Raw genomic sequence first — 14092 nt, 5'->3', positions numbered from 1 at the left:
GAAGCTCATGGCCGGCGCAAAAGAGATACGTAGTAAGATCGCAAGCGTCCAGAACACGCAGAAGATCACTAAAGCGATGGAGATGGTCGCCGCTTCCAAAATGCGTAAATCGCAGGATCGCATGGCGGCCAGCCGTCCTTATGCAGAGACCATGCGCAAAGTGATTGGTCACCTTGCGAATGGTAATCTGGAATATAAGCACCCTTACCTGGAAGAACGCGACGTTAAACGCGTGGGCTACCTGGTGGTGTCGACCGACCGTGGTCTGTGCGGTGGCTTGAACATTAACCTGTTCAAAAAGCTGCTGGCGGATATGAAAACATGGTCCGATAAAGGCGTTCAGTGCGATATCGCAATGATCGGCTCTAAGGGCGTGTCTTTCTTTAACTCCGTTGGCGGAAACGTGATCGCTCAGGTAACCGGCATGGGGGATAACCCTTCCCTGTCCGAACTGATCGGTCCGGTTAAAGTGATGCTGCAGGCCTACGACGAAGGTCGTCTGGACAAACTGTACGTTGTCAGCAACAAATTTATTAACACCATGTCTCAGACGCCAACCATCACTCAATTGCTGCCTCTGCCGGCATCAGATGATGATGAATTGAAGCGTAAATCCTGGGATTACCTGTATGAGCCAGACCCGAAAGCGCTGCTGGATACCTTGCTGCGTCGTTATGTCGAGTCTCAGGTTTATCAGGGCGTGGTAGAAAACCTGGCCAGCGAGCAGGCCGCACGTATGGTGGCGATGAAAGCCGCGACCGACAATGGCGGCAGCCTGATTAAAGAGCTGCAGTTGGTATACAACAAAGCTCGTCAGGCCAGCATTACTCAGGAACTCACCGAAATCGTCGGTGGTGCATCCGCGGTATAACCAGGTTAATTCGTAGAGGATTCAAGATGGCTACTGGAAAAATTGTCCAGGTAATCGGCGCCGTGGTTGACGTCGAATTCCCTCAGGATGCCGTACCGCGCGTGTACGATGCTCTTGAGGTTATGAATGGTAAAGAGAGCCTGGTGCTGGAAGTTCAGCAGCAGCTCGGCGGCGGTATCGTACGTACCATCGCCATGGGTTCTTCCGACGGTCTGCGTCGTGGTCTGGAAGTTAAAGACCTCGAACACCCGATCGAAGTCCCGGTAGGTAAAGCAACCCTGGGTCGTATCATGAACGTCCTGGGTCACCCGATCGACATGAAAGGCGATATCGGTGAAGAAGAGCGTTGGGCTATCCACCGCGCAGCACCTTCCTACGAAGAGCTGTCCAGCTCTCAGGAACTGCTGGAAACCGGCATCAAAGTTATCGACCTGATGTGTCCGTTCGCTAAGGGCGGTAAAGTCGGTCTGTTCGGTGGTGCGGGTGTAGGTAAAACCGTAAACATGATGGAGCTGATCCGTAACATCGCGATCGAACACTCCGGTTACTCCGTGTTTGCGGGCGTAGGTGAACGTACTCGTGAGGGTAACGACTTCTACCACGAAATGACCGACTCCAACGTACTGGACAAAGTGTCCCTGGTATATGGCCAGATGAACGAGCCGCCGGGAAACCGTCTGCGCGTTGCACTGACCGGTCTGACCATGGCTGAGAAGTTCCGTGACGAAGGTCGTGACGTTCTGCTGTTCGTTGATAACATCTACCGTTACACCCTGGCCGGTACAGAAGTATCTGCACTGCTGGGTCGTATGCCATCAGCGGTAGGCTACCAGCCGACCCTGGCGGAAGAGATGGGTGTTCTTCAGGAACGTATCACCTCTACCAAAACCGGTTCTATCACCTCCGTTCAGGCGGTATACGTACCTGCGGATGACTTGACTGACCCGTCCCCAGCAACCACCTTTGCTCACTTGGATGCAACCGTGGTACTGAGCCGTCAGATCGCTTCTCTGGGTATCTACCCGGCAGTTGACCCGCTGGACTCCACCAGCCGTCAGTTGGATCCGCTGGTTGTTGGTCAGGAACACTACGACACCGCGCGTGGCGTACAGTCCCTGCTGCAGCGTTATCAGGAACTGAAAGACATCATCGCCATCCTGGGTATGGATGAACTGTCTGAAGAAGATAAACTGGTGGTAGCACGTGCGCGTAAGATCCAGCGCTTCCTGTCCCAGCCGTTCTTCGTTGCGGAAGTATTCACCGGTTCTCCGGGTAAATACGTTTCCCTGAAAGACACCATCCGTGGCTTTAAAGGCATCATGGAAGGCGAATACGACCACCTGCCAGAGCAGGCGTTCTACATGGTTGGTTCTATCGACGAAGCCGTGGAAAAAGCCAAAAAACTTTAACGCCTTAATCGGAGGGTGATATGGCAATGACTTACCACCTGGACGTCGTCAGCGCAGAGCAACAAATGTTCTCTGGTCTGGTCGAGAAAATCCAGGTAACGGGTAGTGAAGGTGAACTGGGTATTTTCCCGGGTCACGCCCCGCTGCTCACCGCCATTAAGCCTGGTATGATCCGCATCGTTAAACAGTTCGGTCATGAAGAGTTTATCTATCTGTCCGGCGGCATTCTTGAAGTGCAGCCTGGCAGCGTGACCGTACTGGCTGATACCGCGATTCGCGGACAGGATCTCGATGAAGCGAGAGCCCTGGAAGCGAAGCGTAAGGCTGAAGAGCATATCAAGAGCTCTCATGGTGACGTGGATTACGCTCAGGCATCTGCGGAACTGGCCAAAGCGATCGCGAAACTGCGCGTTATCGAGTTGACCAAAAAAGCGATGTAACACCGGCTTGAAAAGCACAAAGGCCAGTCTGGTTTCCAGGCTGGCTTTTTTTATGGCTTGGTTACAGGAAATATGTAAATAAAAAGCAGTTTTATTGTTTCGTGATTTAGATCATAAAAATATTGATTGGTTAAAAAATGAGGCGTAGACTCTTTTTTTGTGTGATGTATGTCACATAATGAACTCAGATAAAAAAAGAGATACCAACATGAAATTGATCAACAAAATCATCGCCCTGTTCAGCAATATGAGTTTTTAGTCTTTCCCCGCCAGCTCTGTGGCGCGAAGCTTAATGCGGTTTATCAGCTAGCGTCATCGTCATTAAATCCCTCCTCCTTCGCTGTATCATTTGTTCTCTATCATTCCTCCCCTCAATTTTCCCAACCCGTTTTTCTGCTTCTCACTGAATCACATAAATAAAATCGTACTATGCTGATGTAATGCTTTATTCATGCGGTAAAAAAATAGCAAAAACATTAACCTAAGGCTTTAATAAGAGCAGACTCCTGGTTTTTGGGAGACAAAAGACGCAGATATAGACGAAAATAGTGAGTTATCAGATGGGGAATCCCCCCTGTTGAACGTTTTATCTTCGGTCCATTTCACGCTGAAAAAAATGTAGTATTTTCAATGTGAAACGGTATAAATTCGTTCTCAAATTACAGTCAGGACGTGTATGTTGAATAATGCTATGAGCGTTGTGATCCTTGCCGCAGGCAAAGGCACGCGTATGTATTCCGATCTTCCTAAAGTGCTGCACACCCTCGCAGGAAAGCCGATGGTTCAGCATGTCATTGATGCAGCTAATGAATTAGGTGCGACTCATGTGCACCTTGTCTACGGACACGGTGGCGATCTGCTTAAGCAAACGCTGAAAGATGGCAATCTGAATTGGGTTCTGCAGGCTGAGCAGTTGGGTACCGGCCATGCAATGCAGCAGGCGGCGCCATTCTTTAGTGATGACGAAGACATTTTAATGCTCTATGGCGATGTGCCGCTGATCTCTACCGATACCTTACGTCGCCTGCGTGAAGCCAAACCGCAGGGCGGTATCGGTTTGTTAACGGTAAAACTGGACGACCCATCCGGCTATGGGCGTATTACCCGTGATAACGGCAAAGTTACTGGCATTGTTGAGCATAAAGATGCAACCGACGAGCAGCGTCAAATCCAGGAAATCAATACTGGCATTCTGATTGCCAACGGCGCTGACATGAAGTGTTGGCTGTCTAAACTGACCAACAACAACGTGCAGGGTGAATACTACATCACCGATATCATCGCGATGGCGTATCAGGAAGGACGTGAAATTGCTGCGGTACATCCGGCACGAATCAGTGAAACGGAAGGGGTAAATAACCGCCTTCAGTTATCCCGTCTGGAACGTGTGTATCAGTCCGAGCAGGCAGAAAAACTGCTGCTGGCGGGCGTGATGCTGCGCGATCCTGCACGTTTTGATCTTCGCGGTACGCTGATTCACGGGCGCGATGTTGAAATTGATACTAACGTTATCATTGAAGGTAACGTAACCGTTGGGGATCGCGTCAAGATTGGTGCTGGCTGCATCATCAAAAACAGCGTGATTGGTGAGGGTTGTGAGCTTAGCCCGTACAGTGTGGTGGAAGATGCCCATCTGGAAGCCGCTTGCACCATCGGTCCATTCGCGCGTCTGCGCCCGGGTGCTGAGCTGCAGGAAGGCGCACACGTGGGTAACTTCGTCGAAATGAAAAAAGCGCGTCTGGGTAAAGGCTCCAAAGCTGGTCATTTGACCTATCTGGGCGATGCGGAAATTGGCGATAACGTGAATATCGGCGCGGGTACGATCACCTGCAACTACGATGGTGCCAATAAGTTTAAAACCATTATTGGTGATGATGTGTTTGTGGGTTCTGATACTCAGCTGGTGGCACCTGTCACCGTGGGTAAAGGTGCGACGATTGCCGCAGGAACCACCGTAACGCGTAATGTCGCCGATAACGAATTGGTATTAAGCCGTGTACCTCAGGTCCATAAACAGGGCTGGCAGCGTCCGGTGAAGAAGAAGTAATTTATTTTTGCCGGATGGCGGCCTACGTGCGGTGACGTTCTGTAGGCCTGATAAGCGTGAGCGCCATCAGGCAGACAAGAGATGAGGGGATAATATAATCCTCCGCTCAACAAGCAGTACCTATAAAAATAACCCCACTCTCTACAAGGCTCGGGGCGCCCGAAATACGGGTATCAGGTTGACCGACAACGACAGGCACAATGCCTAAATTCGGAATCAAAAAATATGTGTGGAATTGTTGGCGCTATCGCGCAGCGTGATGTAGCTGAAATCCTTCTCGAAGGTTTACGTCGTCTGGAATATCGTGGTTATGACTCTGCTGGTCTGGCCGTTGTCGATGCTGAAGGCAACATGACCCGTCTGCGTCGTTTGGGTAAAGTGCAGATGCTGACTGCTGCTGCGGAAGAACATCCGCTGCATGGTGGTACTGGTATTGCTCACACCCGCTGGGCGACACACGGTGAACCGTCAGAAGCGAACGCGCATCCCCATGTTTCTGAACACATTGTTGTGGTGCATAACGGCATCATTGAAAACCATGAACCACTGCGTGAGCTGTTGAAAACGCGTGGCTACACCTTTGTTTCTGAAACCGACACCGAAGTGATTGCTCACCTGGTGCACTGGGAGCTGGAACAGGGTGGTACGCTGCGTGAAGCCGTGCTGCGCACTATTCCGCAGCTGCGCGGTGCCTACGGCACGGTGATCATGGATACCCGTAACCCGGAAACCCTGCTGGCGGCCCGTTCTGGCAGCCCGCTGGTGATTGGTCTGGGTATGGGTGAGAACTTTATCGCTTCCGATCAGCTGGCACTGCTGCCGGTAACCCGTCGCTTCATCTTCCTGGAAGAGGGCGACATCGCGGAAGTAACCCGTCGTTCGGTCTCTATTTTCGACAAGTCTGGCGCGGAAGTGAAACGTCAGGATATCGAATCTAATCTGCAATACGATGCGGGCGAAAAAGGTATTTATCGCCACTACATGCAGAAAGAGATCTACGAACAGCCGAACGCAATTAAAAACACGCTGACCGGCCGTATCAGCCACGGTGAAGTGGATTTAAGCGAGCTGGGTTCGCATGCCAACGAGCTGCTGTCTCAGGTTGAGCATATCCAGATTATCGCCTGCGGTACGTCGTACAACTCCGGTATGGTGTCCCGCTACTGGTTTGAATCGCTGGCTGGCATTCCTTGTGATGTCGAAATTGCTTCCGAATTCCGCTATCGCAAATCCGCCGTGCGTCGTAACAGCCTGATGATCACCCTTTCCCAGTCTGGTGAAACGGCAGATACCCTGGCGGGTCTGCGCTTATCCAAAGAGTTGGGCTATCTGGGTTCGCTGGCTATTTGTAACGTACCGGGCTCTTCTCTGGTGCGCGAATCCGACCTGGCGATGATGACCAATGCCGGTACCGAAATCGGCGTGGCCTCCACGAAAGCATTTACCACTCAGCTGACCGTTCTGCTGATGCTGGTGGCGAAACTGTCTCGTCTGAAAGGCCTGGATGTGGCTATTGAGCAGGAAATCGTTCACGGTCTGCAGGCGCTGCCGAGCCGTATTGAGCAGATGCTGTCTCAGGACAAACGCATTGCCGCTCTGGCTGAAGGTTTCTCTGATAAACACCATGCGCTGTTCCTGGGCCGTGGCGATCAGTACCCGATTGCGCTGGAAGGCGCACTGAAGCTGAAAGAGATCTCGTATATTCACGCTGAAGCATATGCCGCAGGCGAACTGAAACACGGTCCGCTGGCGCTGATTGATGCCGATATGCCGGTTATCGTGGTTGCGCCGAACAACGAACTGCTGGAAAAACTGAAGTCCAACATTGAAGAAGTTCGCGCCCGTGGTGGTCAACTGTACGTCTTTGCTGACCAGGATGCTGGCTTTACCAGCAGCGAAAATATGCACATCATTGAGATGCCGCATGTGGAAGAGGTGATTGCACCGATCTTCTATACCGTTCCGCTGCAGCTGCTGGCGTATCATGTGGCACTGATTAAAGGCACCGACGTGGATCAGCCGCGTAACCTGGCGAAGTCGGTTACCGTAGAGTAATCCGTATCTAACTGAACTGAAAATGCCCTGCTATGAGCGGGGCATTTTTTTAAACTTGTTCTGTTTTTAATCAATTATCCCGCCTGTTTTATGTGACAAACCGTCATCTTCAGCTACTGTTTGCAGTGTCATAAGAAGAAAATTTTAGCGAAATGTTATTGTCATAGTAATGATTAACGTTTTGTTTTAAATGTATTTTTAGATAAATAACTTCCCGTATTTTTCATTGTCATAAAACTGTCATATTTCGTACATTTAACTGTCACCTGTTTGTCCTATTTTGCTCACAGTAGCAACTCAAACAACGATTTACGAAAACCGTGCAGGAGACATTATGAAAGTTATGCGTACCACTGTCGCAACTGTTGTCGCCGCGACCTTATCCATGAGCGCGTTCTCTGCGTTTGCAGCAGCGAGCCTGACAGGTGCAGGTGCAACCTTCCCTGCGCCAGTGTATGCCAAATGGGCAGATACCTATCAGAAAGAGACCGGTAGCAAAGTAAACTACCAGGGTATCGGCTCCTCCGGTGGCGTAAAACAAATTACGGCCAATACCGTTGATTTCGGCGCTTCTGATGCCCCGCTGTCTGACGAGAAACTGGCACAAGAAGGCCTGTTCCAGTTCCCGACCGTTATCGGCGGTGTGGTGCTGGCGGTGAATATCCCTGGACTGAAATCCGGCGAGCTGGTGCTTGACGGTAAAACGCTGGGCGACATCTACCTCGGTAAAATTAAGAAGTGGGATGACGAAGCCATCACCAAACTGAACCCAGGTCTGAAGCTGCCTTCGCAAAATATCGCTGTTGTGCGTCGCGCTGATGGTTCTGGTACTTCCTTCGTCTTCACTAGCTACCTGGCGAAAGTGAACGAAGAGTGGAAATCTAAAATTGGTTCCGGCTCTACCGTTAACTGGCCGACCGGTCTGGGCGGTAAAGGTAACGACGGTATCGCCGCGTTCGTACAGCGTCTGCCGGGATCTATCGGTTACGTTGAGTATGCTTACGCTAAGCAGAACAACCTGGCGTACACCAAGCTGGTCTCTGCTGATGGTAAACCGGTAAGCCCGACCGAAGAAAACTTTGCCAACGCCGCTAAAGGCGCTGACTGGAGCAAAACCTTCGCTCAGGATCTGACTAACCAGAAAGGTGACGATGCGTGGCCAATCACTTCCACCACCTTCATCCTGGTCCATAAAGAGCAGAAGAAGCCTGAGCAGGGCGTTGAAGTGCTGAAATTCTTCGACTGGGCATACAAAAATGGTGGCAAACAGGCTAATGACCTGGATTACGCCAGCCTGCCGGACAGCGTGGTTGAGCAGATTCGTGCTGCATGGAAGACCAACGTGAAAGACAGCAGCGGTAAAGCGCTGTACTAATAGAATATCTTTAACGAGTTGGCGGATGGCGCTACGCTTATCCGCCCTACAGTTCCGACTGTAGGCCCAATTTGTAGGCTGGATAAGCGTAGCGCCATCCGGCAGGGCAATTTCGTAAACGCGTTTAACTTAAAGAGTGATTTATGGCTGCAACCAAGCCTGCTTTTAACCCACCGGGTAAAAAGGGTGACATGATATTCAGCGCGCTGGTAAAACTGGCTGCGCTGATTGTGCTATTGATGTTGGGTGGCATTATTGTCTCTCTGGTTATCTCCTCCTGGCCAAGCATTCAGAAATTTGGTTTCTCCTTTTTGTGGACCAAAGACTGGGATGCGCCGAACGATATCTACGGCGCGCTGGTACCGATTTACGGTACGCTGGTCACCTCATTTATTGCATTGCTGATTGCTGTTCCGGTGAGTTTCGGCATTGCGCTGTTCCTGACTGAACTTGCACCTGGCTGGCTGCGTCGCCCGTTGGGTATCGCTATTGAACTGCTGGCAGCAATTCCGAGTATCGTATACGGCATGTGGGGCCTGTTTATCTTTGCCCCGCTGTTTGCGACGTACTTCCAGGAGCCGGTCGGAAACATCCTTTCCAACATTCCGTTTGTTGGCGCACTGTTCGCTGGCCCGGCGTTTGGTATCGGTATTCTGGCGGCTGGTGTGATCCTCGCTATCATGATCATTCCGTACATTGCTGCGGTTATGCGTGATGTGTTCGAACAAACGCCGGTGCTTATGAAAGAGTCAGCCTACGGCATCGGCTGTACCACCTGGGAAGTTATCTGGCGTATCGTCCTGCCGTTCACCAAAAATGGTGTGATCGGCGGTGTGATGCTGGGTCTGGGCCGCGCGCTGGGTGAAACCATGGCGGTCACCTTTATCATTGGTAACACCTACCAGCTCGATAGTGCCTCGCTGTACATGCCGGGCAACAGTATTACCTCTGCGCTGGCGAATGAATTTGCCGAAGCGGAATCTGGCCTGCACGTTGCTGCGTTGATGGAACTGGGTCTGATTCTGTTTGTGATCACCTTCATCGTACTGGCGGCGTCTAAGTTCATGATCATGCGCCTTGCGAAGAACGAGGGGGCACGCTAATGGCTACGCTTGAAATGCAAAACACCACTGCGCTGGCGGAGTCCCGCCGTAAAATGCAGGCACGTCGCCGTCTGAAGAACCGCATCGCGCTGACGCTCTCTATGGCGACCATGGCGTTCGGTCTGTTCTGGCTCATTTGGATCCTGATGTCCACGATCACCCGTGGTATTGACGGTATGTCGCTGGCGCTGTTCACCGAAATGACGCCTCCGCCGAATACAGCGGGTGGTGGTCTGGCGAACGCCCTGGCCGGTAGCGGACTGTTAATTCTGTGGGCGACCGTGTTTGGTACACCGCTTGGCATTATGGCGGGTATCTACCTGGCAGAGTACGGACGTAAGTCCTGGCTGGCTGAGGTTATCCGCTTTATCAATGACATTCTGCTGTCTGCGCCATCAATCGTGGTCGGTCTGTTCGTTTACACCATTGTGGTAGCAAAAATGGAACACTTCTCTGGCTGGGCGGGCGTTATCGCGCTGGCGCTGCTGCAGGTGCCCATTGTTATTCGTACCACGGAGAACATGCTCAAGCTGGTGCCGGATAGCCTGCGTGAAGCCGCCTATGCACTGGGTACGCCGAAATGGAAGATGATTTCTGCGATCACCCTGAAGGCGTCTGTCTCGGGGATCATTACAGGCGTTCTGTTAGCGATTGCTCGTATCGCAGGTGAAACGGCTCCGCTGCTGTTTACGTCGCTCTCCAATCAGTTCTGGAGCACCGACATGATGCAGCCTATCGCCAACCTGCCGGTCACTATCTTTAAGTTTGCTATGAGCCCGTTTGCTGAGTGGCAGCAACTGGCCTGGGCCGGGGTACTGATTATTACCTTGTGCGTACTGCTGCTGAACATTCTGGCGCGCGTCATTTTCGCGAAGAAGAAACACGGTTAATTTTTACGGCGTGGCTGATGCGGCGCCGGATGAGGAAGAGATTGAAATGAGTATGGTTGATACTGCCCCAGGTAAGATTCAGGTTCGTGATTTGAACTTCTACTATGGCAAATTCCATGCCCTGAAGAACATCAACCTGGATATTGCTAAAAACCAGGTAACGGCGTTTATCGGGCCGTCAGGCTGTGGTAAATCAACGCTGCTGCGTACGTTCAACAAAATGTTTGAACTGTACCCGGAGCAGCGTGCGGAAGGTGAAATCCTGCTGGATGGCGACAATATTCTCACCAATACCCAGGATATCGCTCTGCTGCGTGCCAAAGTGGGCATGGTATTCCAGAAGCCGACGCCGTTCCCGATGTCCATCTACGACAACATTGCTTTTGGCGTACGTCTGTTTGAGAAACTCTCGCGTGCGGATATGGACGAGCGTGTGCAGTGGGCATTGACCAAGGCCGCATTGTGGAACGAAACCAAAGATAAATTACACCAGAGCGGGTACTCTCTCTCGGGTGGTCAGCAGCAGCGTCTGTGTATTGCGCGTGGTATCGCCATTCGCCCGGAAGTGCTTCTGCTTGATGAGCCATGTTCAGCGCTCGACCCTATTTCTACCGGGCGTATCGAAGAGCTGATCACTGAGCTGAAAGAGGATTACACCGTCGTTATCGTTACCCACAACATGCAGCAGGCTGCGCGTTGTTCCGATCACACGGCATTTATGTACCTGGGCGAGTTGATTGAGTTCAGCAACACGGACGATCTGTTCACCAAGCCCGCGAAGAAACAAACTGAAGATTACATCACCGGTCGTTACGGCTGATTCAGGAGCTTGTTGTGGATAACCTTAACCTTAATAAACATATTTCCGGCCAGTTCAATGCAGAGCTGGAAAGCATCCGTACCCAGGTGATGACCATGGGCGGCATGGTCGAGCAGCAGCTTTCTGATGCAATCACGGCGATGCACAACCAGGACAGCGAGCTGGCAAAACGCGTCATTGAAGGCGATAAGAACGTCAACATGATGGAAGTGGCGATCGACGAAGCCTGCGTGCGTATCATCGCCAAGCGTCAACCGACAGCGAGCGACCTGCGTCTGGTGATGGCGATTATCAAAACCATCGCTGAGCTGGAACGTATTGGCGACGTGGCGGACAAAATTTGCCGTACCGCGCTGGAGAAGTTCTCGCAACAGCACCAGCCTCTGCTGGTAAGCCTGGAATCACTGGGCCGCCACACCGTACAAATGCTGCATGACGTGCTGGATGCGTTTGCGCGTATGGATCTGGACGAAGCAGTGCGTATTTATCGCGAAGATAAGAAAGTTGACCAGGAATATGAAGGCATCGTGCGTCAGCTGATGACTTATATGATGGAAGACCCACGTACCATTCCAAGCGTGCTGACCGCGCTGTTCTGCGCACGTTCCATCGAACGTATCGGTGACCGCTGCCAGAATATCTGCGAATACATCTTCTACTTCGTGAAGGGACAGGACTTCCGTCATGTGGGCGGCGATGAGCTGGATAAGCTGCTGGCGGGCAAAGATCCGAAGGAATAAGCAGCTTGTTGCGTGCGCCGGGATCCCCCGGCGTCGCTATTGTAGGCCGGATAAGGTGTTACGCCGCATCCGGCATTCTGCGCCATTCGCCTGATGGCGCTTTGCTTATCGGGCCTACTGTTTATTCGACGATATTCCAACCCCGCGCTTTCCACAATTCCGGCAACTGTGCCAGATCGGTAAACGTCGTGACTTTTGGATGATCGATCGGTTTGTTATGCGGATCGGCGCAGAAGTAGAACACTTCCATCCCGGCGGCAATCCCCGCCTGCGCACCTGCGCTGGAATCATCAACCAGAATGCAGTTCTCAACGTTAACGTCCATCGCTTTCGCCGCATGGAACATCAGGGCCGGATCGGGCTTCCAACGCTGAATATCGTAGCCGCTGAACAGTAAATCAGGGAAATGGTGCAACATGCCCAGCTTACCCAGCGAATGCTGCATTTTGCTGACCGGACCGTTAGAGACCACACACATTGGTACGGCCATGCTGTCCAGTAGCGCATTGGCACCGGCAATCACCTCCAGTTCCGTATCGAACAGACGTGCGACCTCAGCGCGGTAAACCGGTTCTAAATCGGCTTTTGCCAGTTCGACACCGTGCTCTTCGTTGATAATGTCGATGATCTCGTACAGCTTTACCCCCTTGAAGCGTTTGAAAATTTCTTCAAGATCGAGCGTAATGCCAAACGCCTGGAACATGCTGACATACGCGCGAGAACAAATCACTTCACTGTCGACAAGGGTACCGTCACAGTCAAAAAATACGGCTTCTATCTGGGACATGTCATTTCCGTTTTAACAAGTTTAACGTTTTCGTAATGCATTATTGGGCGACGCAATCGTTGCCGTATAAGCAAAATCAATGAAAAAAGTTGCTCATAACCCAACCCTATTGTCGCATTTTGGTATAGGATAGCGACGAATTTTCCCTCCTTGTTCGGAAATTGATAATGAGTCAACAACACACAACCCAGGCTTCTGGCCAGGGGATGCTGGAACGCGTGTTCAAACTGCGCGAACATGGCACGACGGCACGGACCGAAGTGATCGCCGGTTTAACGACCTTCCTGACGATGGTGTATATCGTTTTTGTTAACCCGCAAATTCTTGGCGTGGCTGGCATGGATACCAGCGCTGTCTTTGTTACCACCTGCCTTATTGCTGCATTTGGTAGCATCCTGATGGGCCTGTTTGCCAACCTGCCGGTCGCACTTGCGCCTGCTATGGGCCTGAACGCATTCTTCGCTTTCGTGGTCGTTGGCGCGATGGGGCTGTCATGGCAGATTGGTATGGGCGCTATCTTCTGGGGCGCTGTTGGTCTGCTGCTGCTGACGATTTTCCGCGTTCGTTACTGGATGATTGCCAATATCCCGGTTAGCCTGCGTGTGGGGATCACCAGTGGTATTGGTCTGTTCATCGGCATGATGGGGCTGAAAAACGCCGGTGTTATCGTCGCCAACAAAGACACGCTGGTGTCTATCGGTAACCTGACGTCCCACAGCGTACTGCTCGGTATCCTGGGCTTCTTTATCATCGCGATTCTGGCGTCACGTAACATTCACGCGGCGGTGCTGATTTCTATCATCGTAACCACGCTGCTGGGCTGGATGCTGGGCGATGTTCATTACAACGGTATCGTTTCTGCGCCACCGAGCGTGATGTCTGTTATCGGACATGTCGACCTGGCCGGTTCATTTAACATTGGCCTGGCGGGTGTGATTTTCTCGTTCATGCTGGTTAATCTGTTCGACTCCTCCGGTACGCTGATTGGCGTTACGGATAAAGCCGGTCTGGCGGATGCGAAGGGCAAGTTCCCGCGCATGAAGCAAGCGCTGTATGTGGATAGCGTGTCGTCGGTTACCGGGGCGTTTATCGGGACTTCTTCCGTTACTGCGTATATCGAATCTTCTTCCGGGGTCTCGGTCGGTGGACGTACCGGTCTGACCGCCGTGGTCGTTGGCCTGCTGTTCCTGCTGGTTATCTTCCTGTCGCCGCTGGCGGGGATGGTACCGGGTTATGCAGCCGCTGGTGCGCTGATTTACGTTGGCGTCCTGATGACATCAAGCCTGTCGCGCGTGAAGTGGGATGACCTGACAGAAGCGGTTCCGGCGTTTATTACCGCCGTGATGATGCCCTTTAGCTTCTCAATTACCGAAGGTATTGCGCTGGGCTTTATTTCTTACTGCGTGATGAAGATTGGTACCGGACGTTTCCGCGATCTCAGCCCGTGCGTCATCATTGTCGCGCTGCTGTTTGTGCTGAAGATTGTGTTTATCGACGCGCACTAATCGCTGTTTATTTGCCCATATATCAACAAGCCCGGCATATCGCCGGGCTT

General features: G+C 51.9%; 12 protein-coding genes. 11 read left to right on the top strand and 1 reads right to left on the bottom strand.

The features are described 5' to 3' along the window. Positions 1-7 precede the first annotated feature (7 nt). The 10 genes from atpG to phoU all read left to right on the top strand — a co-directional run bounded on the left by atpG (position 8) and on the right by phoU (position 11750). On the top strand, positions 8-871 hold the full coding sequence (gene atpG, locus FDW94_RS07805; RefSeq protein WP_006687765.1) for a F0F1 ATP synthase subunit gamma: 864 nt from the start codon (positions 8-10) through the stop codon (positions 869-871). 26 nt (positions 872-897) lie between these two features. Next, positions 898-2280: a F0F1 ATP synthase subunit beta gene (gene atpD / locus FDW94_RS07800; RefSeq protein ID WP_003023806.1), complete on the top strand. Its 1383-nt coding sequence runs from the start codon at positions 898-900 to the stop codon at positions 2278-2280. Between the two features lie 20 nt (positions 2281-2300). Then, positions 2301-2720, top strand: a complete 420-nt coding sequence (locus tag FDW94_RS07795; RefSeq protein WP_003023809.1) for a F0F1 ATP synthase subunit epsilon — start codon at positions 2301-2303, stop codon at positions 2718-2720. Between the two features lie 676 nt (positions 2721-3396). After that, the gene (gene glmU / locus FDW94_RS07790) at positions 3397-4767 is read left to right on the top strand and encodes a bifunctional UDP-N-acetylglucosamine diphosphorylase/glucosamine-1-phosphate N-acetyltransferase GlmU (RefSeq protein ID WP_137377422.1); all 1371 of its coding nucleotides are present in this window, start codon (positions 3397-3399) and stop codon (positions 4765-4767) included. 225 nt (positions 4768-4992) lie between these two features. Further along, complete coding sequence (gene glmS, locus FDW94_RS07785; protein ID WP_003827031.1) at positions 4993-6822, top strand: glutamine--fructose-6-phosphate transaminase (isomerizing); 1830 nt, start codon at positions 4993-4995, stop codon at positions 6820-6822. 334 nt (positions 6823-7156) lie between these two features. Beyond that, positions 7157-8197: a phosphate ABC transporter substrate-binding protein PstS gene (gene pstS / locus FDW94_RS07780; RefSeq protein WP_003827033.1), complete on the top strand. Its 1041-nt coding sequence runs from the start codon at positions 7157-7159 to the stop codon at positions 8195-8197. Between the two features lie 143 nt (positions 8198-8340). Next, positions 8341-9300, top strand: coding sequence for a phosphate ABC transporter permease PstC (gene pstC / locus FDW94_RS07775; protein ID WP_008786549.1), 960 nt, complete (start codon positions 8341-8343; stop codon positions 9298-9300). After that, positions 9300-10190: a phosphate ABC transporter permease PstA gene (gene pstA, locus FDW94_RS07770; RefSeq protein WP_003827037.1), complete on the top strand. Its 891-nt coding sequence runs from the start codon at positions 9300-9302 to the stop codon at positions 10188-10190. The genes pstC and pstA overlap by 1 nt, the downstream gene beginning before the upstream one ends. A gap of 46 nt (positions 10191-10236) precedes the next feature. Further along, complete coding sequence (gene pstB / locus FDW94_RS07765) at positions 10237-11010, top strand: phosphate ABC transporter ATP-binding protein PstB (protein WP_003023821.1); 774 nt, start codon at positions 10237-10239, stop codon at positions 11008-11010. A 14-nt stretch (positions 11011-11024) separates the two neighbouring features. Then, complete coding sequence (phoU, locus tag FDW94_RS07760; RefSeq protein WP_003023824.1) at positions 11025-11750, top strand: phosphate signaling complex protein PhoU; 726 nt, start codon at positions 11025-11027, stop codon at positions 11748-11750. A 121-nt stretch (positions 11751-11871) separates the two neighbouring features. On the opposite strand, the gene yieH is transcribed toward phoU, so the two are convergent. Continuing rightward, positions 11872-12537, bottom strand: coding sequence for a 6-phosphogluconate phosphatase (gene yieH, locus FDW94_RS07755; protein WP_003827040.1), 666 nt, complete (start codon positions 12535-12537; stop codon positions 11872-11874). 167 nt (positions 12538-12704) lie between these two features. Between yieH and adeP the strand changes: the two genes are divergently transcribed. Beyond that, positions 12705-14042, top strand: a complete 1338-nt coding sequence (gene adeP, locus FDW94_RS07750; RefSeq protein ID WP_003827042.1) for an adenine permease AdeP — start codon at positions 12705-12707, stop codon at positions 14040-14042. The last annotated feature ends 50 nt before the right edge of the window (positions 14043-14092 follow it).

It is taken from the genome of Citrobacter sp. wls757 (assembly GCF_005280935.1).
GTDB lineage: Bacteria > Pseudomonadota > Gammaproteobacteria > Enterobacterales > Enterobacteriaceae > Citrobacter > Citrobacter portucalensis.
This window is presented reverse-complemented; position numbering and strand designations above follow the sequence as displayed.

Excerpts from the sequence above, each read along its gene's own strand:
- atpG (WP_006687765.1), top strand. The coding sequence starts at position 8 with ATGGCCGGCGCAAAAGAGATACGTAGTAAGATCGCAAGCGTCCAGAAC.
- atpD (WP_003023806.1), top strand. The coding sequence starts at position 898 with ATGGCTACTGGAAAAATTGTCCAGGTAATCGGCGCCGTGGTTGACGTC.
- FDW94_RS07795 (WP_003023809.1), top strand. The coding sequence starts at position 2,301 with ATGGCAATGACTTACCACCTGGACGTCGTCAGCGCAGAGCAACAAATG.
- glmU (WP_137377422.1), top strand. The coding sequence starts at position 3,397 with ATGTTGAATAATGCTATGAGCGTTGTGATCCTTGCCGCAGGCAAAGGC.
- glmS (WP_003827031.1), top strand. The coding sequence starts at position 4,993 with ATGTGTGGAATTGTTGGCGCTATCGCGCAGCGTGATGTAGCTGAAATC.
- pstS (WP_003827033.1), top strand. The coding sequence starts at position 7,157 with ATGAAAGTTATGCGTACCACTGTCGCAACTGTTGTCGCCGCGACCTTA.
- pstC (WP_008786549.1), top strand. The coding sequence starts at position 8,341 with ATGGCTGCAACCAAGCCTGCTTTTAACCCACCGGGTAAAAAGGGTGAC.
- pstA (WP_003827037.1), top strand. The coding sequence starts at position 9,300 with ATGGCTACGCTTGAAATGCAAAACACCACTGCGCTGGCGGAGTCCCGC.
- pstB (WP_003023821.1), top strand. The coding sequence starts at position 10,237 with ATGAGTATGGTTGATACTGCCCCAGGTAAGATTCAGGTTCGTGATTTG.
- yieH (WP_003827040.1), bottom strand. The coding sequence starts at position 12,537 with ATGTCCCAGATAGAAGCCGTATTTTTTGACTGTGACGGTACCCTTGTC.
- adeP (WP_003827042.1), top strand. The coding sequence starts at position 12,705 with ATGAGTCAACAACACACAACCCAGGCTTCTGGCCAGGGGATGCTGGAA.